General features: G+C 43.0%; 18 protein-coding genes. 3 read left to right on the top strand and 15 right to left on the bottom strand.

What is annotated here, in order from left to right:
* Positions 1-30: 30 nt before the first annotated feature.
* The 13 genes from trhP to purM all read right to left on the bottom strand — a co-directional run bounded on the left by trhP (position 31) and on the right by purM (position 21139).
* Entirely contained in the window at positions 31-1410 is a 1380-nt protein-coding gene (gene trhP, locus ACWPW6_RS08675; protein ID WP_154624056.1) for a prephenate-dependent tRNA uridine(34) hydroxylase TrhP, read from the bottom strand.
* Between the two features lie 146 nt (positions 1411-1556).
* Positions 1557-2252: an envelope stress response regulator BaeR gene (gene baeR, locus ACWPW6_RS08680; RefSeq protein ID WP_163861431.1), complete on the bottom strand. Its 696-nt coding sequence runs from the start codon at positions 2250-2252 to the stop codon at positions 1557-1559.
* Entirely contained in the window at positions 2249-3643 is a 1395-nt protein-coding gene (gene baeS / locus ACWPW6_RS08685; RefSeq protein WP_163861434.1) for an envelope stress sensor histidine kinase BaeS, read from the bottom strand. The genes baeR and baeS overlap by 4 nt, the downstream gene beginning before the upstream one ends.
* Before the next feature lie 9 nt (positions 3644-3652).
* Complete coding sequence (mdtC, locus tag ACWPW6_RS08690; RefSeq protein ID WP_250000411.1) at positions 3653-6727, bottom strand: multidrug efflux RND transporter permease subunit MdtC; 3075 nt, start codon at positions 6725-6727, stop codon at positions 3653-3655.
* Positions 6727-9849, bottom strand: coding sequence for an MdtB/MuxB family multidrug efflux RND transporter permease subunit (locus ACWPW6_RS08695; RefSeq protein WP_163861440.1), 3123 nt, complete (start codon positions 9847-9849; stop codon positions 6727-6729). Before ACWPW6_RS08695 ends, mdtC begins: the two co-directional genes overlap by 1 nt.
* Positions 9849-11087 carry an MdtA/MuxA family multidrug efflux RND transporter periplasmic adaptor subunit gene (locus ACWPW6_RS08700; RefSeq protein WP_154624052.1) on the bottom strand — a complete coding sequence of 413 codons (1239 nt, stop codon included), beginning with the start codon at positions 11085-11087 and terminating at the stop codon, positions 9849-9851. Before ACWPW6_RS08700 ends, ACWPW6_RS08695 begins: the two co-directional genes overlap by 1 nt.
* Positions 11088-11358: 271 nt before the next feature.
* On the bottom strand, positions 11359-12714 hold the full coding sequence (locus ACWPW6_RS08705) for an MFS transporter (protein ID WP_154624051.1): 1356 nt from the start codon (positions 12712-12714) through the stop codon (positions 11359-11361).
* Positions 12715-13309: 595 nt separating this feature from the next.
* Entirely contained in the window at positions 13310-14770 is a 1461-nt protein-coding gene (mgtE, locus tag ACWPW6_RS08710; protein ID WP_154625008.1) for a magnesium transporter, read from the bottom strand.
* Between the two features lie 178 nt (positions 14771-14948).
* Positions 14949-16478, bottom strand: coding sequence for an exopolyphosphatase (gene ppx / locus ACWPW6_RS08715; RefSeq protein ID WP_154625007.1), 1530 nt, complete (start codon positions 16476-16478; stop codon positions 14949-14951).
* Between the two features lie 4 nt (positions 16479-16482).
* Positions 16483-18552, bottom strand: coding sequence for a polyphosphate kinase 1 (gene ppk1, locus ACWPW6_RS08720; protein ID WP_154625006.1), 2070 nt, complete (start codon positions 18550-18552; stop codon positions 16483-16485).
* 54 nt (positions 18553-18606) lie between these two features.
* Complete coding sequence (gene speG, locus ACWPW6_RS08725) at positions 18607-19194, bottom strand: spermidine N1-acetyltransferase (RefSeq protein ID WP_154625005.1); 588 nt, start codon at positions 19192-19194, stop codon at positions 18607-18609.
* 269 nt (positions 19195-19463) lie between these two features.
* The gene (purN, locus tag ACWPW6_RS08730; RefSeq protein ID WP_154625004.1) at positions 19464-20099 is read right to left on the bottom strand and encodes a phosphoribosylglycinamide formyltransferase; all 636 of its coding nucleotides are present in this window, start codon (positions 20097-20099) and stop codon (positions 19464-19466) included.
* Positions 20099-21139: a phosphoribosylformylglycinamidine cyclo-ligase gene (gene purM / locus ACWPW6_RS08735; protein ID WP_163861446.1), complete on the bottom strand. Its 1041-nt coding sequence runs from the start codon at positions 21137-21139 to the stop codon at positions 20099-20101. The genes purN and purM overlap by 1 nt, the downstream gene beginning before the upstream one ends.
* 438 nt (positions 21140-21577) lie before the next feature.
* Here purM and upp point away from each other — a divergent pair, with 438 nt between their 5' ends.
* The 3 genes from upp to hda all read left to right on the top strand — a co-directional run bounded on the left by upp (position 21578) and on the right by hda (position 24394).
* Positions 21578-22204, top strand: a complete 627-nt coding sequence (gene upp, locus ACWPW6_RS08740) for a uracil phosphoribosyltransferase (RefSeq protein ID WP_154625002.1) — start codon at positions 21578-21580, stop codon at positions 22202-22204.
* Between the two features lie 64 nt (positions 22205-22268).
* A complete protein-coding gene (gene uraA / locus ACWPW6_RS08745) occupies positions 22269-23570 on the top strand; it encodes a uracil permease (RefSeq protein ID WP_154625001.1) in 1302 nt (433 codons plus the stop codon).
* A 116-nt stretch (positions 23571-23686) separates the two neighbouring features.
* The gene (gene hda / locus ACWPW6_RS08750; protein ID WP_196713477.1) at positions 23687-24394 is read left to right on the top strand and encodes a DnaA inactivator Hda; all 708 of its coding nucleotides are present in this window, start codon (positions 23687-23689) and stop codon (positions 24392-24394) included.
* 33 nt (positions 24395-24427) lie between these two features.
* On the opposite strand, the gene arsC is transcribed toward hda, so the two are convergent.
* Together arsC and bepA are read right to left on the bottom strand one after the other, a co-directional pair.
* Complete coding sequence (gene arsC, locus ACWPW6_RS08755) at positions 24428-24784, bottom strand: arsenate reductase (glutaredoxin) (RefSeq protein ID WP_154624999.1); 357 nt, start codon at positions 24782-24784, stop codon at positions 24428-24430.
* A gap of 13 nt (positions 24785-24797) precedes the next feature.
* Positions 24798-26261, bottom strand: a complete 1464-nt coding sequence (gene bepA / locus ACWPW6_RS08760; RefSeq protein WP_154624998.1) for a beta-barrel assembly-enhancing protease — start codon at positions 26259-26261, stop codon at positions 24798-24800.
* Between the last annotated feature and the right edge of the window lie 19 nt (positions 26262-26280).

A 26280-nucleotide genomic window follows, 5' to 3' on the forward strand; every position in this document is an offset into this window, starting at 1 on the left:
ATAATCAGAATAGATAAGTAAGTGTCTGAACTAAGCAGTAGTTGTCATTTCTGGCTGATGAGGTGAACGTGTTGTGGTGCCTGCCAGATTCCGAATCAATAAACCAAAATCGAGTTCAACATCATCGGGAACAGGAAGGTACACAATATGCCCATTTCCTGGTGCCACTTCAATTGCTTCCCCTTTACGGTTATGAAGCGTCTCAAGGGTGAACACAATATTGCCTGCGGGTGTCATTAATTCTAGGCTATCACCAACACTGAATTTATTTTTTACATCAACCTCAGCAAGTCCATTAACGCGTTTTCCTGTGAATTCGCCCACAAATTGCTGCGTTTCTGAAACTGAGTAACCGTACTCATAAGTCTGATAAGCATCATGAGTATGACGACGTAAAAAGCCTTCCGTGTAGCCGCGATGAGCTAAGCCTTCTAAGGTTGAAAGAAGGGTAGGATCAAAAGGTTTGCCTGCAACAGCATCATCAATAGCACGACGATAAACTTGCGCCGTACGTGCACAATAATAAAATGACTTTGTACGTCCTTCAATTTTCAGTGAATGAACACCCATTTTTGTTAGATTTTCGACGTGTTCAATAGCACGTAAGTCTTTCGAGTTCATGATGTAAGTGCCATGTTCGTCCTCAAAGGCGGTCATATATTCACCTGGACGCTTTGCTTCCTCAATCATAAATACTTTATCCGTTGGGGTGCCTTCGCCTAACGTAGGGGCAACATTTTTGACAGGGATAGGCTCATGCATGTGGACGATATTGCCAACCTCGTCTTCTTTACCTTCTTCGACTTTATATTCCCAACGGCAAGCATTGGTGCAAGTACCTTGGTTGGGGTCACGTTTATTAATATAACCTGAAAGAAGACAACGGCCAGAGTAAGCCATACAAAGTGCACCATGAACAAACACTTCTAATTCGATATCAGGCACTTGCTTACGAATTTCAGCAATCTCTTCAAGGGATAACTCACGCGATAGGATCACTCGCGTTAATCCCATCTGCTTCCAGAATTTTACCGATGCCCAGTTAACGGCGTTTGCTTGCACGGACAGGTGAATATCCATGTCAGGGAAGGCTTCACGTACCATCATAATTAAGCCAGGGTCAGACATAATCAATGCATCTGGTCCCATTTCAATGACAGGAGTGAGATCACGGATAAAAGTCTTGAGTTTGGCATTATGCGGCGCGATGTTAACAACAACATAGAATTTCTTACCTAACTCGTGGGCTTCTTGGATCCCTTTAGCGAGATTTTCATGGTTGAATTCGTTGTTACGTACGCGCAGGCTATAGCGAGGTTGTCCCGCATAAACGGCATCGGCACCATAAGCAAAGGCGTAACGCATGTTCTTTAACGAACCTGCTGGAGATAATAATTCTGGTGTAAACATGGTTGGTTCTCTGTCTGATGTCAAGTCAGGACTTACCCTTTAGAGGATAAGTATTTTAAAGGGAGCTGATTTTAGCGCGATTTTTCAGGAAATCAAAATATTCCCCACAAAAAGTAAGTCTAACTGACCTGCATCAATGAATAAGGCTAGACCTCATCCCACCGATAACCAAGACCATAAATAGAGCGAATAAACGTTTTTTCACTGTCGAGGGATTCAAGTTTACGACGTAAGTTTTTCACATGGCTATCAATCGTTCTATCGGTAACAATACGATGGTCATCATAAAGAATATCAAGTAGCTGATCACGAGAGAAAACGGTTCCGGCGTTATCAGACAAGAATTTCAGTAGACGGAATTCAGCGGGGGTCAATTCTAACAGCTGTTCGCCGTAGCGAACCTGAAAAGCATTTTCATCGATGACCAGTTGTGTCTTGCTTTTATCGGAGATGGGGAGACGCTGACAACGTCGTAAGATAGTTTTCACGCGTGCCACCACTTCGCGAGGGCTAAAAGGCTTACAAATATAGTCGTCAGCACCGATTTCAAGACCTAATAAACGGTCGATCTCTTCGGTTTTTGCCGTCACCATAATAATCGGTATTTCGCAAAACTTCCGCAGTTCGCGGCAAATGCTCAATCCATCCATACCCGGCAGCATTAAATCAAGTAGGATAATATCCGGCTGATGTTGTCGCACATAATCAACGACGCCATCACCCCTTTGTAGCAGTGAAGGCTGGTACCCAGCGGCGTGAAGATAATCGTACAGTAGTTGTCCAAGTTTTGGCTCATCTTCAACAACCAATACATTGGCACTTGAAGTTTCTAATACTGTCACTGCTCATTTTCCTTTTGATTAAGCGGTAAATGGATAGCAATGCATACGCCACCTAAAGAAGAAGGGCTAGCATGTATGCTTCCTTTATGGGCTTCTATAATATTATAACAAATTGCCAATCCTAGGCCAGAGCCGCCGCTAGCACGGCTACGAGACTCTTCAGCGCGATAGAAGCGTTCGAACAGGTGGCTACATTGCTGTGCCGTTAACCCCGGAGCACTGTCTTCCCAATAAAGGGAAAACTGGTCATTTTCAACAGTGGCTCGAATCACTATTTTACCGAGAGGGTCGGTATAGCGTAGGCTATTTTCCATTAAATTATAAAAGAGCTGTAGGATACGGTCAGGATCGATATTAATGATTTGCTGCTGAGGTAAATTGGCCTCAACGGTTAACTGTTTTTCTTCAAGTCGCCAATGGGCTTGGCCAATCGTCATATCAATTAATGGAATAATATCCGCAGACTGTATGCGATACACTAATGAACCACGATCAGACAGAGACAGTTGATGCAAATCATTGACGAGTTTAATCAATGTTTGCGTTTCTGCGAGTAAAGAATTAATGGTCTCAGGGGTGGCTTTACGAACACCGTCTTGTACCGCTTCTAATTCACCTTGTAAGACGGATAATGGCGTTCGTAACTCATGAGAGATATCCGCCATGTAGTCGCGACGCATCTGTTCATTTTTTTCAAGGGTTGAAGCTAAATGGTTAAAATCTTTCGCTAATTGCCCCAGTTCATCGTGGCCGACTTCCGCAACACGGATTGAAAAATCACCATTAGCAAGCTGATTAGTCCCATATAAAAGCCGTTTAATGGGTTTTAAAAAGCCTCTTGCTAACAAAAGAGTCGCGATTAAGGCAACAACTAAAGATAATCCTGCAATTAGCCAGCTGGTTAGCATCTGTTGTTCATCAAAGCGGCGGTCAATTTCACTGCTGATACCATCGCCACTACTGGCAATCACCCAACCCACAGTCTTGCCATTGGATGTGACGACTGGTTGACGGATGACATCATCCGGTAAAGGAACATCACGGCCTAAAATCAACTGATCTTGGCTATCGTAAACCCAAAAATAAGAACGCCAACCTTTTGGTTTGGTAGGAGGAAGGGCACGTTGGTGATGTTCTATGCTGCGTAAAATATGAAAAAAGGCACGTTCATTCCGTATTAAAAAACGCCAGCTGCCGGTTTCATCGTATTGTTCAGCAAGAGCATCGGCAATAAGTTCAGTACGCTGTTGATCATTCTCGCGAATATAATCGATAAAACCATGTTGAAAGCTCATGCGCACACCTTGGTGCATGATAACAACAAGCAGTATGCAGGTGGCAAAAATGGCCAAAAACAATCGGGTGCTGACACTATTAAATCTCAGTTTCATTATGTTGCCTTAATGAGTAAGCGTTACTGCTTTTTTGCTATAACGCTGTCTGAGTTGATCAAAGCATAAATACACGACGGGTGTGGTAAATAAGGTGAGAAGCTGACTCATCACCAAGCCACCCACAATCGTGATACCCAATGGTTGACGTAACTCTGCACCATCACCACTTCCTAACGCGAGTGGTAGGGCGCCAAAGATTGCTGCAAGCGTAGTCATTAAAATAGGCCTAAAACGGAGTAAACTGGCGCGGAAAATAGCGTCACGGGCCGTTAAACCTTCATTACGTTGAGCTTGGATTGCAAAATCAACCATAATAATGGCGTTCTTCTTCACTATACCGATGAGAAGCATGATCCCGATTAGCGCGATTAGGCTAAATGGGGTATTAAATAGCTCCAAAGCGAGTAAAGCACCAACACCAGCCGAAGGCAATGTCGATAAGATGGTTAATGGGTGAATATAGCTTTCATACAAGATACCTAACACTAAGTATACGGTGATAATCGCGGCAAAAATCAAAAATAATTGTGATTTTAGAGTGTCTTGAAATATTTGAGCCGTGCCTGCAAACGTCCCTCTAACCGTGGAGGAGACGCCAAGCGCTGTCATTGTTTTTTCGATTGCTGAAATAGCCTCTTCAAGGGTATACCCCTCAGCGACGTTGAAGGCAATGGTTGAGGATGCCGATAGGCCCTGATGGTTTACGCTTAATGGTGCATTTGCAGGTTGCCAGCGAGCGAAATAAGACAATGGTATCGCTTCACCGTTACTATTGATAACAAACATCTTATCCAGTGAGCTGACATCTTGAGTGTACTCAGGAGCAACCTCCATGACGACCTTATATTGGTTCATGGACTCATAAATGGTGGAAACTTGACGCTGACCAAAAGCGTTATTCAGCAGGTCATTAGCAATCCGGACATCGATACCTAATTGAGCCATTAAATCTCTATCATAGGTCATAGCCATTTCAGCGCCTTTATCTTCCTTATCCGAGTTCACATCGGTGACTTGAGGAAGGTCTGCAATAGCTTTACGTATTGCGGGCTCCCACTCGCGTAGGGCATTGAGTTCATCGGCCAATAGCGAAAATTGATAGCTGGAGTTTGCTTGCCGACCACCAACACGAATATCTTGTACTGGCATCATAAATAAGTTAGCGCCCGGTTCTTTGGCTAACTTAGCTCTCAATCGATTAATGACCGCATTGGCGCTCTCTGTGCGTTCATCGAGTGGCTTTAAAGAAATAAACATAGAACCACTATTCACGCGACTACCGCCTGTAAAACCTGTGACACTTTCGACGGCAGGATCAGCTTTGACTTGCTGCATAAAGCGCGTCATTTTTTCTTTCATCGCTTGAAATGAGATACTTTGGTCAGCACGAACAAAACCGAGTAAACGCCCCGTATCTTGCTCAGGAAAAAACGTTTTAGGGATAGCGATATACAAATAGATATTGAGCCCAATTGTCGCAAATAAAATCGCTAGCACACTGCGTTTATGTGATAACACCCAATTTAACGTGACGCCGTAACTTTCTTGTATCCGCTGTAAATAACGGTGAGTGCTATTAGGCTTGTCGGTTTTTATAATCCGTTTTTTTAATAAATGGGCGCACATCATCGGTGTGAGTGTCAGTGAGATAACCAATGATATGCCAATGGCGGTGGCGAGTGTGATAGCAAATTCACGGAATAGACGCCCGACCAATCCTTCCATTAAAAGCAACGGAATAAATACGGCAACAAGGGAAACACTCATGGAAACAACGGTAAATCCGACTTCGCTAACCCCTCTGACCGCGGCAATAAAGGGTTTAGTGCCATTTTCAATATGACGTGAGATATTTTCGAGTACCACAATGGCATCATCTACCACAAAACCGGTTGCAACGGTGAGTGCCATCAATGACAAATTATTTAAACTGAATCCACAAAGATACATGGCAGTAAAGGTGCCAATTAAGGAAACAGGTACCGCAATTGCGGGTATTAGCGTTGCGCGGCCTGAGCGTAGAAACAGTAACACGACAAGTATAACTAAAGCGATTGCAATGATGAGTGCGCGCTCAACTTCAACCAGGGATGCACGGATCGTTGGCGTTCTATCCTGCGCGACTTTTAAATCAATTGCTGCGGGGATCATATTTTGAAATTCGGGCAGTTCAGCACGAATTCGATTAACCGTTTCAATAATGTTTGCCCCCGCTTCACGACGGATGACAATCAATACAGCGGGTTCTCCTCCAGACATACCTGCGGTACGCACATCTTGGATGGAGTCTTTAACGTTGGCGACATCACTTAATTTGACGGCATTGCCATCTTGATAGTGGACAATAATGGGGCGATAATCCGCGGCTTTCTTTAATTCATCATTGGTTTGCACTTGCCAGCGCTTGTCATCATCATTGATATAGCCTTGAGGCTGACGCACGTTGGCACTGCTTATCGCCGAACGCACTTTATCAAGCGATACACCTTGATTAAACAAGGCCGTTGGATTGAGTTCAACTCGAACAGCAGGCAGCGAACCCCCACCAACAGAAACTTCACTCACGCCTTCAATTTGTGCGATACGCTGTGATAAACGGGTTGATGCAATATCATAAATCTCTCCCGTACTCAGGGTTTTTGACGTTAATGTCAAAATCATGATGGGAGCATCGGATGGGTTCGATTTATAGTATCTAGGTTTGCTTGGCATACCGCTTGGCAACAGGTTTTGTGCTGCATTAATCGCCGCTTGCACTTCACGAGCTGCATTATTGATATCTTTATTAAGATTAAATTCTAATGTAATTGTCGTACGACCCAGTGCACTGCTGGAGGTCATCTCACTAATACCCGCGATACTCCCTAATGAACGCTCAAGAGGGGTCGCAATAGAAGAGGCCATTGTTTCAGGAGAGGCGCCTGGAAGTGACGCTGTCACGTTTATCACGGGGTAATCAACCTGCGGCAACGGGGCAACAGGTAAGAAAATAAAGCTCAGCGTGCCACATAGCGAAATGGCGACGCTAATCAATGTGGTCGCTACAGGGCGGCTAATGAACAGTGCAAAGAAACGCTTCATTATGACACCTGTTGTTTACGGCTTTGACGACGAGCTTTTAAGTTATTGGAAAGACTATCAAATAACAGGTAGATTACAGGCGTCGTAAATAAGGTTAAGATTTGGCTCATAATTAGCCCTCCCACCATACAAATCCCCAGTGGTTGGCGTAGCTCTGCGCCGACCCCTGAGCTCAACATGAGAGGTAATGCCCCCAGTAATGCGGCCATGGTTGTCATGAGTATTGGGCGGAAGCGTAATAAGCAAGCTTGGTAGATAGCCTCTTTAGGCGACATGCCTTGCTGGCGCTCAGCTGCAAGAGCAAAGTCAATCATCATGATAGCGTTCTTTTTAACTATCCCGATCAGCAATATGATACCAATCACCGCAATCACATCGAGTTCACTGCCTGCCATCATTAAGGCAAGTAATGCACCCACCCCCGCGGTTGGAAGCGTTGACAGTATTGTAATCGGGTGAATAAAGCTTTCATATAAAATACCTAGCACGATATACATAGCGACAATCGCCGCGGCAATCAACCAAACGGTACTACTTAACGCCGCTTCAAAAGCGAGTGTAGCGCCTTGAAATTGGGTGGTAATTGATTTAGGCATTTCAATTTGTGCCTCAGCGTTTTTGACGGCATTTACCGCTGATTCTAGAGAGGCACCTTCAGCAAGGTTGAACGAGAATGTTGTCGCTGGGAACTGATCTAAATGATTGATGGCTAGCGGGCCATAACCTTCCTGAATGTTGACTAAGGTACTCAATGGAACTATTGCGCCATCAGTTCCTTTCAGACGAACATCATTTAATGCGTCGATGCCATCACGGGTTTGTGTATTATGCTCCAGAATGACACGATATTGGTTAGACTGGGTGTAAATGGTTGAGATCATGCGCTGACCGAAGGCATTATATAAGGCATTATCGATAGCTGACATGCTAATACCAAAACGACTTGCTGTATCTCGGTCAACATTAACGTAGGCAACTAACCCTTTGTCTTGCCAGTCACTACTGACATCCACTAATTCAGGTTGTTGTTTTAATTCCGCCAGTAATTTAGGCACCCATAAAGTTAGCTCATCCAAAGAGCTGGCTTGCAAGGTAAATTGATATTGCGTCCGCGCTAATTGTGTATCGATAGTGAGGTCTTGCATCGGTTGCAAGTATAAATTGACGCCTGAGACAGTATTCGCTATTTGTTGCAAGCGCGGAATAATGGTACTTACACGATCAGGGCGCTCGTCTAATGGTTTCAAGGTAATTTGAATACGTCCGTTATTCAGTGTTGCATTGGTTCCATCGACGCCCACATAAGTCGTGATATTGTCGACCGCCGGATCTGCCAATAATTTTTCGGCCACTTCTTGCTGTTTTTGCGACATTGCTGCAAATGAAATCGATTGACGGCTTTCAATGGTACCTTGAATAATCCCACCATCTTGTAATGGGAAGAAACCTTTTGGGATCCACATATACAGTAATACAGTTAGAACCAAGGTACCGATAGCCACAGAAAGTGTTAACCAACGATGATTTAATACACGTTTGAGCCAAATTGCATAACCTGCAATCATGCTATCGAAGAAACGCTCACAAGCGATTTCAAAGCGATTATGCTTATGTTCTGACTCGGGTTTTAATAAACGCGCACACATCATTGGGGTGAGTGTTAATGAAACCACGGCAGAGATGAGGATAGCAACTGCAAGGGTTATAGCAAATTCACGGAATAAGCGACCAACGATATCCCCCATAAACAGTAACGGGATCAGAACAGCCACGAGCGAGAATGTCAGTGAAATGATGGTAAACCCGATTTCACCGGCTCCCTTTAGGGCTGCTACGACGGGTTTATCCCCTTGTTCGAGATAACGGGAAATATTCTCAATGACCACAATCGCATCATCCACGACAAAGCCTGTGGCAATAGTTAATGCCATTAATGTGAGGTTATTGACGGAGAAACCGCAAAAATACATAACGGCGAAGGTGCCTACCAAGGAAAGCGGAACGGCAATACCGGGAATTAACGTGGCGATACCATTACGAAGGAACAGGTAGATCACCATGACAACCAGTGCGATAGCAAGCATTAATTCGAATTGCACATCGTTGACAGAGGCTCGAATCGTGCTAGTTCTATCCGTTAAGATTTTAACATCCACTGATTTAGGCAGTGTCTCGATTAATTCAGGCAGTAAATTGCGGATAGTATCTGTCGTTTCGATAACATTAGCGCCAGGTTGGCGTTGAATATTAATGACAATCGCTTGTTGCGTATTGGCCCAAGCACCCAAATAAGCATTCTCTGCGGCTTGCTCGATTGTCGCTATATCACCAAGTCGTACCGGCGCCCCATTCTGGAAAGCAACAATTAAACGACGATAATCATCCAGTGACTTCATTTGGTCATTGGCTGATAGGGTGACGGCTCGGGTAGGGCCATCGAAACTCCCTTTTGCAGAGTTCACGTTGGCATTGTTGATCGCAGTGCGAATAGTATCACTGTCTAAGCCTTTTGCTGCCATTGCTTGTGGATTCAAACTGACACGAACCGCTGGGCGTTGTCCACCTGCCAGTGTCACAAGACCGACACCATTGACTTGAGATATTTTCTGAGCAATACGGTTTTCAATAATATCTTGTACTTGCGTTAGAGGCATCGCATCTGAAGTTACCGCAAGTGTTAATATCGGTGGATCAGCAGGGTTAACTTTGTTGTAAATTGGCGGATAGGGCAAATCAGAGGGCAATAAACTGGACGCTGAATTAATCGCGGCTTGAACTTCTTGCTCTGCAACCTCTAATGGCAAAGTGAGCTGGAACATCAGTGTGATCACTGAAGCGCCGCCTGAACTTTGTGAAGACATTTGCTTAAGACCTGACATTTGCCCAAATTGTGTTTCTAACGGCGCAGTTACCGCCGATGTCATGACTTCAGGGCTAGCGCCAGGGTAGAGCGTCACGACCTGAATCGTTGGATAGTCCACTTCAGGTAATGCAGATACAGGGAGAAAACGATAACCGATAATCCCTGCGAGTAAGATCGCGACCATAAATAAGGTTGTGGCGACGGGACGTAGAATAAATAGACGAGAAGGGCCGCCACCTTTTTGGATCCCTGGCTGCATCAGGCTTTCTCCGCTGTATTTTTATTTTTTTGCGGTTTGGCTGATTTTGCGACCGTTTCACTATTCACGACCTCAACGCTGGTACCATCCGTTAAACGATCAACACCGTCAGTAATCACTTTTGTATTCGCGGTTAGACCACTTTCAATCACGACTTGATGACTATCTTGCATTCCAACAGTGACGGATTTTTTACTCACATGGTTATCATCACTTAATACCCAAACATAATGGCCTTCATTCCCCATTTGCAAAGCAGCAGTCGGTATGACAACGGCATTTTGCAGTGTTTCGACCTGCATTTTGATATTGACAAATTGGTTAGGGAATAAGCTTTGTAACTCGTTCGTGAAACGGGCTTTCATTTTTAATGTGCCGGTGGCTGGGTCTATTTGGTTGTCGGTGCTCAAGAGGTAGCCTTCACTAATCATCGCAATATTATTGCGATCCCACGCTTCGACTTTGACTTTTTGACCGGATAATTGGGCTTTTTGAACCGCAGGAATATCGCCTTCAGGCAGGGCAAATATGACATCAGCAGGTTGAGTTTGTGTGATCACGACCAGAGGAGTTGCACTGCCAGCTGAAATGAAGTTACCTACATCGACTTGTTTTAAACCGACGCGCCCTGAAATTGGGGCGGTGATCTTACTGTAAGTGAGCTGTAATTTTGCGTTATCAACAGATGCTTGATCGACTTTAATACTGCCTTCTGCTTGTAACACTAAGGCTCGCTGATTATCGAGTTCTTGTTGTGAAATAACCTTCGTATTGGCTAATTTTTGATAACGGCTTAAATCTAGTCGAGCATTCGCCAAAGTTGCTTTATCTTTAGCAAGCTGACCTTCGGCTTGTGCTAATTGTACTTCAAATGGACGCGGATCAATTTCAGCAAGTAAATCACCCGCTTGCACTTGTTGGCCTTCAGTAAAATGCAATGACATTAATTGTCCTTCAACGCGGCTGGTGACAGTGACGACGTTTGCAGCCTGAACAGTGCCAAGGCCAGTTAAGTAACGAGGAACAACTTTTTCCACCGCATTAGCGTATTGAACAGGTGCGAGCATGCGATTTGGCATTCCACTAGGTCGTGTCGGCCGCGGGGTATTGGAATTATTTTGCGTGGTACTGGAAGGGTTTTCTTGCGAATAAAAATACCAACCTGCACCGGCAGCGATTATGACGGCAACGAAAATGGCTGAACGGGTGAATGTAGTACGGCGTTTTTGTTTATTCATTTAAATTTTCGCTTAGCTCAACAACAAGTAGAAAAACATCACATTAGAAGGACAAAGTCGCAGATATGCATCTGCTATATAGTTAAAAATTAGTCAGTTGCGTTATGTTAATAGTTTAACGTGGGGGTTACACGTAAAAATGAAGGAAATATGAAAAAAACGTCAACTAGTGTGCAGAATAAGCAGGTTAGCAGATTAAATTGTATAAAAAAACCTGTGACGATTAACAACCACAGGTTTATAAACAAATAACATAACAGAGGGGGTCACATTAGCGTGATGCGCTGGTGTTTAATGCGCCAACTTTATTCTGTTCTGCTTCGCTGTTGGCGGTCCATCCTTTCCAAGCTAATGGCAGGTAAGCAACAGCAACGGCTAATAAAGAGACTCCCGCCACATAATACGCTGGCGCCATATGAGATTGTTGTAACCATGCTCCAGTTAAGATAGGCGTTAATCCACCAAAGATGGCGTAAGCCACGTTATAGGCAAATGATAAGCCCGAAAAACGAATTTCAGGTGGAAATGCGCGAGTACTGATAATAGGGGTAGTCGCGATAGCCCCCACAAAAAAGCCCATCAAGGCATAGTTAAATATTAATGTTGAGGCTGCAATATCCGTGGATAAAGACGAATAAAAATACAAGGCAGTGACGGCCAACCCCCCCCATGACAAGGTCATTGAGGCACGGGTACCCATTTTATCGCCAAACCAACCCCAGAAGATACAGCCTAACGTTAATGTTAAAGTTGCAGCGCAGTTTGCTTGCAGTGCGATATCACGGTCGATCTGGTAAAGGCCTTTAAGCACAACATCAGGGGTCATCAAAATGGTCACAACGATAGCGGTAGATAATGACCAAGTCAGTGCCGCAGTGATCATACATGCTTGTTTATGCGATTTTATCACCGTTTTAACAGGTAACTCTTTTGCTAACGCTTTTTTTGCCGCCAGTTCTTTAAAAATAGGGGTTTCTTCTAAGAAACGACGTAAATAAACGGAAATAAAGCCAAAAACACCACCAAGAATAAAGGGAATACGCCATGCGAAATCATGAATTTCCTGAGCGCTATAGCTACGTTCAATAATGATGGCGACAATGGAGCCTAATAAGATGCCACCAGTGATACCAGATGTTAAAGTACCGACGCCAAGGCCATAGCGTTGTTTGGGGGTATGTTCCGCAATAAATACCCATGCGCCTGGCATTTCACCACCAATAGCCGCACCTTGCATAATACGCATCAACAGAAGCAATAATGGTGCAGCGGCGCCAATTGTGGCGTAGGTAGGCAAGAAACCAATGACAAAGGTTGGGAAGGCCATTAAGAAAATGCTAAGAGTAAACATTTTCTTACGACCGATTTTATCGCCAAAGTGCGCCATGATAATGCCACCAAGCGGGCGAGCAAGATAACCCGCAGCAAACAAACCTAGTGTTGCCATCAGAGCTAAAAACTCATTATCACCAGGGAAAAATAGCTGAGAAATAATTTTCGCGTAAAAGACGAAAATGACGAAATCATAAAATTCAAGGGTTCCACCTAAAGATGACAACCCTAATGTTTTATAATCTTCTTTTCTCAAAGGCCTTGCCGAGGGCTGGCTGGTTGTTTGCGATGTCATAATATTATCCTTTTCAAATACCGAATATATTTTTTTATTTTAAATTCGGAATAACCGCTAAATTTACTGTCGTAGACAGTAAATAATATTAGATGTGTGCAGATAAGTGGTATAAAACCTTGGATGGAACAACCTAGTTAATACGCTGTATCTTTATGCATACACTCATTTATAGCAGAAAATTCCATATTTTGTAAACTGCAACTCTGTAAACAAGATGAATAATCTAACTATATATCTTTGTTTAATTATATATTTCATCGCGCAAAACAATCACATTATATGATGTTAATAAATAATTTTTTGCAGCAGATCATATATTCTCATTTTTGAATTAAGAGAAAATAAGGCGATTTATTGCTATTTTTGTTGATTAATTCATCAATCCAGTCACAAATAATTAATTTCATTATTTGTCATGAATTATTTCAATAATGACAATCAACAGCGTCGTAAAATGCGAGAAAATAAAAAACAATCAAAAAGCGTGTAATTATTGGGAGAGAGTTTGAAATTAATAATGTGAGTAATGGGGTAGGCTAAGTATTATAATTGGCATACCCAGAGTGTAATTTTCTGGGTATGCCAAAAGGGATTAAACCAAAAACAGCGTTGCTAAACCTAAGAAGATAAAGAAACCACCAGTATCGGTAATTGCAGTGATCATAACACTAGAACCGATAGCCGGATCTTTACCCACTTTGAGCATAATCAATGGGATAAGAACGCCCATAATGGCCGCCATCAGCAAGTTGAGGATCATTGCTAATGTCATGACTGCGCCCATTGCGAGGTCACCATAGAGGAAATAGGTAATCACCCCCATAATTCCCCCCCAAACGACACCATTAATAAAGGCAACCCCCAGTTCTCTCAACATTAAGAATGAGAAACTACCTGTTTGGATTTGGTGAAGTGCGATTGCACGCACAATCATAGTAATGGTTTGGTTACCTGTATTGCCTCCAATTCCGGCAACGATAGGCATTAAGGTCGCTAAGGCGACTAGTTGGGAGATCGTGTCCTCAAAGACACCGATAACACGAGATGCAATGAATGCCGTACAAAGGTTAATGGCAAGCCAAGTCCAACGCGTTTTCACCGCTTGACCAACAGGGGCAAACACATCCTCTTCTGGGCTCAACCCCCCCATGCGACGGATACTGTTGTCATTCTCTTCGTTTAAATTATCAACGATATCTTCAACGGTTAACCGTCCCATCAATAGGCCGTTACTGTCGACAACAGCTGCTGAAATCAAGTCATAACGTTCGAACGCACTGGCTGCATCTTCACCTTTTTCATCGGGTAAGAAGGTGACCGTGTCTGTTTTCATGACATCAGCGACAATACGCTCTGGTGATTGCGTTAATATCGTCGTGAGGGGGAGTTCACCCTGCAAATAATTATGACTATCGACGACGAAAATTTTATCTGTTGCCTCAGGGATTTTTCCACGTTGGCGGAGATAACGTTGAACTGTTTTTAAAGTGACATTGGGGCGGACAGTGACGAACTCAAAATCCATCATTTGTCCGACGCTGTCTTTTGCATATTGCAGAACTTCACGAATACGACTTCGTAAGCTTGGGTCAAGGTAGGTGAGTAGCCTACGCATGGTATCTTGTGGTAAATGCTCTGCAATATACGCTTGTTCATCAACATGTAAGTTAGCAACAGCGCGAAGTAATTCCCTGTCAGACATATCCTTGATCAGGCTATCCCAAACGGCGACAGAAGCCTCGACTAACACTTCACCACGTTCCGTGTTATCGACGAGACGCCATAGCGCTAGACGCTCATCATAAGGTAACATCTCTAAAATATCGGCAATATCGGCGGCGTGTAAATCAATGAGGAGTTCTTTGACTGCATTGATTTTTTCGCTAAGAGCCTTATCGCTTAAGATAGCGTGTTGGTCATGTTCGACAAGCGTTTGGACAAATTCTTCATCATCCAAAAATAGCGTCAGAATCTGCTGGCGGATGTGAGCCAGTTTCTGAGAATGCGGATTGATTGTTGGTACCGCATCGATTGAGGAAGCAGGTTGTGACATTTTAATCCTTAAAACAATGACGGGTACTTGGCGTACCTGTGTGGATCCATTGGCGAAAAAACACGTATATTTTGCCATTTATTGATCGTTAACCCAAATAAATATCAACAATCAAGGCAAATTAACGTAAAACTAACTAGAACCCTATCTTAGGGAGACAGTATTCACGGTCGTTATACTAATTAGATTCTTCGCGTATATCTAATTTCCAGCCGGGCACATCCTCCCAGTAAGCGCTCTCTTTTTCGAGATCAAGCTGCATCAAAGCATTTTGCGACAAATACTGAGCAGGTAGGTATAGTGTCCAGTGTCCATCATCGGTTTCTAAGCGTAATGATGATGGGATGGTTGTGGATTGTCTTTGGTTATTTAATAGTATGGATAACCGTAAAATTTGTATCAATGGTAAAAATTGTTTTCTTTTATATAAATTAAACTTAGGTATATCATCGAATTTAATCACACGTCGGTGGTTACGTACAAGCGTCGCTAATAGAGTTTGCTGTTCTTGGTTAAACCCCGGTAAATTGGTATTTTGTAGAATATAAGCGGAATGGCGATGTAGACCACTCTGATTAATGTGCAGGCCAACTTCATGCAGCATCACAGCCCAAATTAAAATGGATTCAAGTTGCGGATTGGCTAACTTGGGATTTTGCTGAGCCCACTGATGATATAGCTCCTCCATCGTCTTTAACACGCGCCGCGCCTGCTCTCTATCTATATTATAGTGTTCTGCAAGGCTCAAGGCCGTACGTTGGCGGATATCTTGATGGCGAAAACGTCCTTCCATTTCATAAAGTACACCTTCACGTAGCGCCCCATCGGAAAGCCGTAACTCTTTAATATCTAATGAATCAAAAACAGCACAGAGTATCGCTAAGCCAGGAACAAACACGTGTTTGCGCTCAGTCGAGAGACCAGGGATTGCAACAGCTGAAAAAGTTTTATACTTCAGCGCCATTTGCTTAATCTTTTCGAGCCGTTCGCGGGTAATAATACCGTCACGTTCGCCCATCTCGACAATCACAGCATGTACTGCTTTGATTGTCCCTGAAGCACCCATCGCCACATCCCAGTGCATATGTTTAAACTTGTTGGCGGTCTGCTCAAGCTTTAAACAAGCCGTGAGATAGGCGCGATTGAAGTTTTCTGAACTAATGACTTCATTCGGGAAGTAATTTCGCGCAAAGCTCACACAACCCATTCGACGGCTATCGATTAAAAGAGGTTCAAAACGTTCACCTACCACTAATTCAGTAGAACCGCCTCCAATGTCAATAACCAATTTGCGTCCTTTTTCGGGCTGGGTGTGTTCTACCCCCATAAAAATAAGACGCGCTTCTTCTTGCCCAGAAATGATTTCAATTGGATAAGGGATGATTTTTTTGGCTCGTTTCAAAAACTCTTCAACGTTTGTGGCAACACGTAAAGAGTGGGTGCCTACGATACAGACGTTTTCTTCCGTAAAGCCTTGTAGGCGTTCTGCAAATAACGCAAGGCAGGCAAGGCCCCGTTCCATGGCTTCTTCACTCAGTTCATTTGTATCACTTAAACCATCGGCAAGATGCACGCGTTGTTTTAAACGCGTCAGTATTTGTAGAGCACCGTTAACAATACGCGCAATCACCATATGAAAGCTGTTTGAACCAAGGTCAATCGCTGCGATCTCTTGAGGCCTAGGGGTTGATATATCAGTTAATGGCATAGTATTAAGACCTTGTCTCAGGCGTTTCTAGTGATTTCAAATAGTCATAAACAGCAAGTTGCGCCCGAATTTTGCGCTTATTACCGCGGGGAACATAATGATTACTGAGATCTTTGTCAACATAACGCGCCTTAACGGTATCGTTAAATTGTAATTCAAGGATATCTAAAACTAGCTGTTTCAGTCGACTGTCCACTAGGAGGACGGCCACCTCAATCCGATAATCAATATTACGGGTCATCCAGTCAGCCGATGAAATGAAGACTTTTTCATCACCTGCATTCGTAAATACATAAACACGGTCATGCTCTAAAAAGCGATCAACAATACTGGTGACTTGAATATTTTCACTATACCCAGGTTGCCCAGCAACGAGTGAGCACATCCCTCTGACTAATAAACGAATTTTGACGCCAGCATTGGAGGCGTCATACAACTTGTCGGTCAGCTCTTTATCAACCAAATTATTGATTTTTAACGTAATGCCGCTTGGTAAACCGGCTTGGGCATTCGCCATTTCTTGGTCAATGAGTTCATTGAGCTTGAGGCGTGTGTTTTGTGGTGAAACCATTAAATTGTCAAAAGTGACAGGACGGTATGGGTTTTCAATAAAACTAAACACGCGGCGAACTTCATTGGTAATTTGCTCGTTCGCAGTGAGTAATGAATAGTCGGTATAAAGACGAGCCGTCTTTTCATTGAAGTTACCTGTTCCGATATGGGCATATCGAATAATTTGACCTTCTTCCATGCGTGAAATAATAAATAGCTTGGCATGAATTTTTAGGCCAGGAGCCGAGAAGATAACGTGTACCCCAGCCTCTGTGAGTCGCTTGGCCCAGTGAATATTGGCTTCTTCGTCAAAGCGGGCTTGTAACTCAACCACCACCGTGACTTTTTTACCGTTATGGGCCGCATGGATCATGGAATCAATAATGCGTGAGTCTTTGGCAACACGATAAATATTAATTTTTATTGATAAGACACTCGGGTCAAAAGAAGCTTGTCTTAACAGTTCTAATGTGTGCTCAAAAGTATAATAAGGGTAGTAGAGCAAAACATCCCGTTCGCGAATGGCATCAAAGCCGTTACGGAAATTGTCAAACCAGCGGTGACGCAGCCGAGGTAAAGGTTTATTGAGTAGACTTTTATTTCCTTCATTAGGGAAATTAATAAAATCTTTAAAATTGTGATAACGGCCGCCAGCGATCACGGAGTCGTCATTCGATAAACCTAATTTTTCACGTAGTACAGCGACCATTTCGTCAGGCATATCACGCTGATAGACGAAACGCACAGGCTCAGCCGTGAGCCGCTGTTTGAGTGTTGATGACATGATTTCAAGTAAACTTGATTCCATTTCTGTCGCGATATCATATTCTGCATCACGGGTCATTTTCATGGAATACGCATTTAATTCGTCGTAATCAAAGAATCCTTTAAAAATTTCATCCAAGGTGTAACGTAAAATATTATCAATCAGAACCATCGATTTGCGGCGTTTTGGCATTTCGGGTGGCAGATTAACAAACCGAGGAACTTTATCTGACGGAATTTCTAAGAGAGCATATTGCACATTACTGCTATTAATAATCTCAACAGCTAAGTAGGTGTAGTCATCTTTTAAGAACTCCACCAAGTTAGTATCGGGATTAATCAAGATTGGCGTAATATGTTGACGCAAGTGTTGACGAAAATATTGGCGTAACCAAATTTGTTGGCGAGGGGATATTTGCCGTTCGTTAATTAAGAAAATTTGGTTGCGAGCCATTTCAAGCAAGAGGTCGTTGTACAAAATATCGAACTCTTGATCCTGCTTAGCAACTTTATTTTGAATACGTTTAAGTAAATGACGAGCGCCGCTGGCGGAGCCGCGCTCTTCGTTAATTAAGATACGACGTTTTACATCGGCAAAACGGACTTTGTAGAATTCATCTAAGTTATTGGAATAAATACCTAAAAAACGCATACGCTCGATAAGAGGGTTTCGCTTATCTGCTGCTTCTTGTAAAACCCGTTCGTTAAAAGCAAGCCAGCTTAGCTCTTTTTCGTGGTATAGACGTTCTTGGGACATCGTTGCTCCATATTGTAGGAATAGATAAACTTAAGGATGAATAATTACCTTACCTTAAACGTGCTGCTTAATTGTGGCATGTGGATTAACAACACTTTCAGGGTTTGCAGACTGAGCTTTGCTTGCAAAGTATTGGTGTTGAAAAATACACATGCGGATCGCGGTATGATAGCGACCATTGACGAAAAACTCATCGATAAGCTCGCCTTCCGTATGGAAGCCCAGTTTATTGTATATGTGGATAGCTTTGATATTTTCTTTATCCACGATGAGGTAAAGTTTATATAAATTGAGAACAGAGAAAGCATAGTCCATTGCGAGTTTAGCTGCACGTGTTGCGTAGCCATGGCCTTGGTGGCTCGGAGCAATGATAATCTGAAACTCAGAACGACGGTGAACATAATCGATTTCAACCAATTCCACTAAGCCAACTTTTTCACTGTCATTTTCAACAATAAAGCGCCGCTCAGATTGGTCATGAATATGTTTATCATAGAGATCACTCAACTCAACGAAAGCTTCATAAGGCTCTTCAAACCAGTAACGCATTACACTGGCATTATTATCAAGTTGATGGATAAACGCTAAATCTTCACGTTCAAGTGGGCGCAACCTAAACGGATGAACTTGCCCGGTCGTCATATAACACCTCAATTCTATTTAAAAGATACGCATCTACTATCGATATTTTTAAGTCATAAAGACAAATAAATGCCACGAATTATTTTCACTCTTAACCAATAAGGATACCACTAATTTACGATAAAATAATGACACAAAGCAGGAGGCTCTACTAAGTGGTGAAGATTAACGCACTTTGTCGCGGATAGAGTGGCTTATCCAACAAAAAGGGCAGAGATCTCTCTTTGCCCTTAGTGAATGTCATGGTCTAGCGTTGGACAGTGATTAGGCTATTCATTTGCATAGCCTTGTGGTGGTAAACATTGACCATCTAAATAAGCAAGATTATCTTTCATGACTAAACGGTCATCGATAAACCATTGCACAACAAGTGGATAAATATTGTGCTCTTGTGCTTTCACTCGCTCTACAACCGCTTCTTCACTATCCTCTGCAAAAATAGGCACTTTGGCTTGTAATATCACAGGACCGCCGTCTAGCTCTTCAGTGACAAAATGCACGGAAGTCCCATGTTCGCTATCGCCGTTCTCTATTGCCTTGCGGTGGGTATGTAATCCGGGGTACTTCGGTAATAGAGAAGGGTGAATATTCAGCATTTTTCCCGCGTAATGTTTCACGAAGTCCGCCGTTAAGATGCGCATGAACCCAGCAAGCACCACTAAATCAGGCTGATATCCATCCATCATTGCCATCAATGCAGCGTCATATTCTTCACGACTTGCCAATGATTTTGCACTTAGCGTTAAGGCAGGGATCCCTGCCTTTTGTGCACGAATCAACCCATAAGCATCGGGTTGATTACTGATGACAGCCACTATCTGCGCCTGAAGGCCATTGGACGTCGCATCAATCAGCGATTGTAAATTACTGCCGCTGCCTGAAATAAGAACAACAATTTTTTTCATTAGCGGATAACAACCTGTTCTTCACCCGCAGGAAGCTGAGCAATAGAACCGATTTGCCATGCTTTTTCACCTAAACCGTTGAGCAGCGTGAGTGCCGCATCAACGTCATTTTGTGGTAAGGCAATAATAATGCCGACACCACAGTTAAAGGTGCGATACATTTCGTGATCTGTCACACTGCCTGCTTTTTGTAACCAATTGAATACCGCAGGCCATTGCCAACTCGCTTTATCAATTTGTGCTTGTGTATTTTCAGGCAATACACGAGGAATATTTTCCCAGAAACCACCGCCAGTGATGTGTGCGATTGCGTGGATATCACATTTTTCAATCAGCTCAAGGACGTTTTTTACATAAATACGAGTTGGTGCTAATAGGTGGTCAGCCAGTGATTGACCTTCAAGGTCTGTTGATTCTGGGTCGGTTTGACTCACTTCAAGAATTTTACGTACTAATGAGTAACCATTAGAGTGGGGGCCACTTGATGCTAATGCGATCAGTGCATCACCGGCACTAACCTTGCTACCATCAATGATCTCGGAACGTTCAACAACACCAACGCAGAATCCAGCAACATCATAGTCTTCACCGTGGTACATACCGGGCATTTCCGCGGTTTCTCCCCCGACAAGGGCACAACCTGATTGTTTACAACCTTCTGCGATACCTGTGATCACACTTGCTGCGGTATCAACATCCAGCTTGCCTGTTGCGTAATAATCCAAGAAAAATAGCGGTTCGGCACCTTGTACAATTAAGTCATTAACGCACATAGCGACCAAGTCGATGCCGATCGTGTCGTGGCGTTTTAAATCCATTGCAAGGCGCAGTTTAGTACCAACGCCATCTGTACCTGAAACTAACACAGGTTCCCGGTATTTTTGTGGCAGGGAACATAACGCACCAAACCCTCCCAATCCTCCCATAACTTCTGGTCGGCGAGTTTCTTTCACTACGCCTTTAATACGTTCAACCAATGCATTACCTGCATCAATGTCAACACCGGCATCTTTATAGCTGAGAGAGGTTTTATCAGTCACTACGGCCCCCAAGGCAATTGTGTTTTGGAAAAATAGACTTCAATAAACGCTATTCTAACAGGCTAAGCAAACGTTTGCGATAGCTTTATGAATGAAATCATCATCGTGTTTTTTATCGTAGCGAAATTAAGCTTTAGTGTTTATGGGGGAATGCTTGTTGCAAATATTTATACCGTTTACATAAGGTAAAATGCGATTGAGCATCTATAATTTTACATTGTGATTTTATTGAATATATTTCATTGCATGCATGCGGTTATTCGGTTCAAGGTAGTGGAATGTGCTATTGGCATATTGAGTGAAATGGTGAGTTTAAAAATAAGCTATTTCTGATTGTTTTGACATCAATCAAACATGGCATAGTGGCATCTTCCATAAAAAGAGGTATAATCCCGCGATTTTTTTGTGCGCTGACGTCTAAAATAGTAGGAGAATTCCATGAAGATCGTTGAGGTAAAACACCCTCTCGTTAAACATAAACTCGGCCTGATGCGAGATCATGATATAAGCACTAAACGCTTTCGTGAACTGGCCTCAGAGGTTGGTAGCCTACTAACTTATGAAGCAACCGCTGACCTAGAAACTGAGAGAGTTACCATTGAAGGTTGGTGTGGTCCTGTAGAAATAGAGCAAATTAAAGGGAAAAAAATCACTGTTGTACCTATTCTCCGTGCAGGTATCGGCATGATGAATGGCGTTCTAGAAAGTATTCCAAGCGCTCGAATCAGTGTTGTCGGTGTGTATCGTGATGAAGAAACCTTTAAACCTGTCTCTTACTTCCAAAAATTAGTTTCCAATATTGATGAGCGTATGGCTTTGGTGGTTGACCCAATGCTGGCAACGGGTGGGTCAATGATCGCCACGATCGACCTGTTGAAAAATGCGGGCTGTAAATCAATTAAAGTATTAGTGCTGGTTGCAGCACCTGAAGGGATTAAAGCACTTGAAGAAGCTCACCCAGATGTCGAGCTCTATACCGCGTCCATTGATCAATACCTAAATGAACATGGCTATATTGTTCCTGGGCTAGGTGATGCTGGCGATAAGATATTTGGTACTAAATAATAATTAGCCGACTTTAGAAGTCGGCTTTTTTTTGATGATAAAAATGCATTAAGGGGATGAAAAAATGACACGTCGTGCGATTAGTGTTGAAGAAAGGCCACCACTACTACAAACCATACCGCTAAGTTTTCAACATTTATTTGCCATGTTTGGCGCGACAGTGATTGTACCTATTTTATTTGGTGTTAACCCAGCAACGATTTTGTTGTTTAACGGTATTGGCACCTTACTTTATCTATTTATCTGTAAAGGGAAGATCCCTGCGTATTTAGGTTCCAGTTTCGCTTTTATTTCACCCGTGATGATTTTGCTACCTCTTGGTTATGAATTGGCATTAGGCGGCTTTATTATTTGTGGTGTCTTATTCTGTATTGTGGCGTTAATTGTCAAAGTTGCGGGTCGAGGTTGGATAAATGTTATGTTTCCACCCGCGGCAATGGGCGCCATTGTTGCGGTTATCGGCCTCGAATTAGCACAAACAGCCGCGGGAATGGCGGGTTTGTTGCCTAAAGAAGGCGCTCCAGTCGATTCAAGTACCTTAATCATTTCGATTACCACACTGGTGGTGACCGTGTTGTGTGCTGTTGTCTTCCGCGGCTTTTTATCCATTATTCCTATCTTAATTGGTTTCTTGGCGGGATATGCGTTGTCTTATTTTATGGGGATTGTCGATTTTACACCTGTCATTGAAGCGCCATGGTTTGCAATACCGACTTTTTATACACCACGTTTTGAATGGTTCGCTATCTTAACTATCTTACCTGCTGCGTTAGTTGTCATTGCTGAGCACGTTGGTCACTTAGTTGTGACGGCAAATATTGTTGAGCGTGATTTAATGAAAAATCCTGGTTTGCACCGTTCTATGTTTGCAAATGGTTTTTCTACTGTCATTTCTGGCTTTTTTGGCTCAACACCGAATACCACGTATGGTGAAAATATCGGGGTCATGGCAATTACTAAGGTTTACAGTACGTGGGTTATCGGTGGTGCGGCTGTGATTGCTATTTTGCTTTCGTGTGTAGGTAAATTAGCCGCTGCGATTCAGCTAGTGCCAGTACCTGTTATGGGTGGGGTTTCATTATTACTTTATGGTGTCATTGGAGCGTCCGGTATTCGTGTTCTTATTGACTCGAAGGTTGATTATAATAAACCGCAAAACTTAATCCTAACCTCTGTCATCTTAATCATTGGTGTCAGTGGGGCGGTGATCCATATCGGTCAAGCGGAACTGAAAGGCATGGCCTTAGCAACAATTGTTGGTATTGTGATGGCTTTAGTATTCCGTTTTATTACTTTTGTGCGCCCTGAAAAACAATTTGTAACGTCAGACCTTGAAGAAATAGAGACTCACCAGTCTAAGAAATAAAAGCAATCTGCAATTGCCGATGTGATGAAAGCATCGGCAATTGAGTTTCTTCTTGTTCATTTATGCTTGAAATTTATGGTAAACTTTCTACTGTTAATTGTTTTGCACAGCCAGAGGTGCTTCTGAACACGCCATCGCAACTTTCACTACCACTCTATCTACCTGATGATGAAACGTTTGCTAGCTTTTATGCAGGCGAAAATGAAGCGTTGTTGTCTGCGATTAAACTCGCCATTAATCAACCCCACGGTAGCTATATTTATTACTGGTCTCGTGAAGGTGGAGGAAAAAGCCATCTATTGCATGCCGCTTGCGCTGAACTTTCCGAACAAGATATGGCGGTAGGGTATGTACCACTCGATAAACGTGCCTATTTTGTTCCTGAAGTTTTGGAAGGTATGGAACACCTTTCTTTGGTTTGTATCGATAACATTCAGTGTATTGCGGGTGATCCTGAATGGGAAATGGCGATTTTTAATTTGTATAACCGTATTTTAGAAATCGGTCGTACCTGCTTGTTGATCACAGGTGATAGGCCACCAAGGCAAATTGAACTTTCTCTTCCTGACTTAGCTTCTCGTCTAGATTGGGGGCAAATTTATAAACTGCATCCACTGAGTGATGAAGACAAAATCTGTGCGTTGCAGCTACGCGCTAGGATGCGTGGTTTTGAATTACCAGAAGATGTATGTCGCTTTGTGTTAAAACGTCTAGACAGAAAAATGGGGACGTTATTTGATATTTTGAACAAACTGGATCATGCATCAATTGTTGCACAACGTAAACTGACAATTCCTTTTGTCAAAGATATCCTCCAGTTATAAAAAGGCAGCCTCTTAGCTGCCTTTTTTGTATCCTTATAAAAGCTCAAGGACTTGCTCGGGTGGACGTCCTAGTTTTGCCTGTTTGCCTTTGACAACAATAGGGCGCTCAATCAGTTTTGGGTTTTCATGCATGGCTTGAATGAGTTGTTCTTGCGTTAAAGTGGTTTCCCCTAAATTTAGCGTTTTATAGCACTCTTCTTTCGTGCGCATGAGTTGGCGAGCATCTGCAAAGCCTAACGCCTTTAACAATTGTTTTAGTTGAGAAACACTAGGTGGATTTTTCAAGTATTCGACGATAGTCGGTGTAACCCCATTGGATTCTAATAGGGCTAGGGTCTCACGGCTTTTAGAACAACGTGGGTTATGATAAATGGTTATTGTGTCCGTCATGGTCATCATTTCCTTACGGTTTGGCTTTACTGTCTCTTAATTGTAACTTTCTTAATTCATCAATACGTGCATCATAGCGTTGCTGTTCATAGCTGCCTAAACGACTTTTACGGCTGGCTTCGCTAAGATAATTGATCGCATTATCATAGTTACCCCGTAATGCCATTCCTTCCGCATAGGCGGCCAGCTCTTCATTCCGTTTGCCTTGTTTGGCGGACGTTTCTGCTAATAGATCCCACCCATTTGGGTCGTCAGGATTATTGAATGTATATTTATTCAGCAAAGAACTCGCATTTTGATACTGTTTATTATTAATTAACGCATTGGCAAGGTTAATTTGTAATACAGGGTTATTAGGCGATTTTTTCAATGCGTTTTGTAAGCGGGTCACGGCTTGGGATGAACGACGTTGTTCAATATCTAAATCGGTCATACTATCGATAAACCATGGGTTATCGGGTTGTTTTTCCAGCAAACTCGCCATGATTTTAGTTGCCTCAGCATATTTTTTATCTTGTGATAATTTTAATGCTTTACCGTAGTCCGCGGCCATGCGTTCTTGCGCCGTGCCTTGACTATAATTTTCAAGAATTTGGTCAAGGGCATGCTGTTGTCCCGCTGTATACATTGATAAGATACGCACTCGTGCATACATAAAATCATCGGAAGACGGTACGGTGAGTTTGGGGTACTGATTAGAGCGGTTACGCGCATCCGCTAAACGGCTATCGGGTAATGGGTGCGTTAACAGTATTTCAGGTGGCTTTGACATGTAACGAGTTTGGTCTGACATGGTTTGCATAAAGTCAGCCATAGCATGAGGGTCAAAGCCTGCGCGTCTTAGTGTTTGTAAGCCGATGCGGTCTGCTTCTTGCTCGTTAGCTTGAGTAAAGCTGATCATACCTTGCTGAACGCCGGCCATTGTTCCTGTTAAGGCCGCAAATCCGGCTTGTGGGTTTGCCATGACCAATAAGAGTGAACCAATAGTGCCAGCTATAGCAAGCGGTGTGGTACTTTTTTGGTCTTCCATCATACGTGCAAGGTGGCGTTGCGTCACGTGAGAGATTTCGTGAGCCATCACAGAGGCAAGTTGACTCTCGTTTTGGCTGTAACGAAAAAGTGCTGAATGCAATACGACATTACCACCAAAGTAGGCATAAGCGTTAATGTTCGGATTATTCACTAAATAGAACTTAAAAGGTGTTCTAACGGAATCCGCATTTTTGACTAATCGCATACCGAGCTTATTGATGTATTGATTGAGGAGAGGGTCATATATCAACGGGGTACTTGCACGAATTTGGCGCGTGATCGCATCACCCATAATAATTTCTTGGTTGATACTCAGCGTACCGCCAGCGGTCGTACCGATGTCTGGAAGCGTGTCCTCAACGGCACTGTATGCGGGGAATGTCGCGCCGTTGACGCACGCTGCTATCAATAAAACTAGAAGTGGATTTTTCAGTTTTTTATTCATGAAAAAATTGCATCCCGTA

It is taken from the genome of Providencia sp. Marseille-Q8014 (assembly GCF_965112055.1).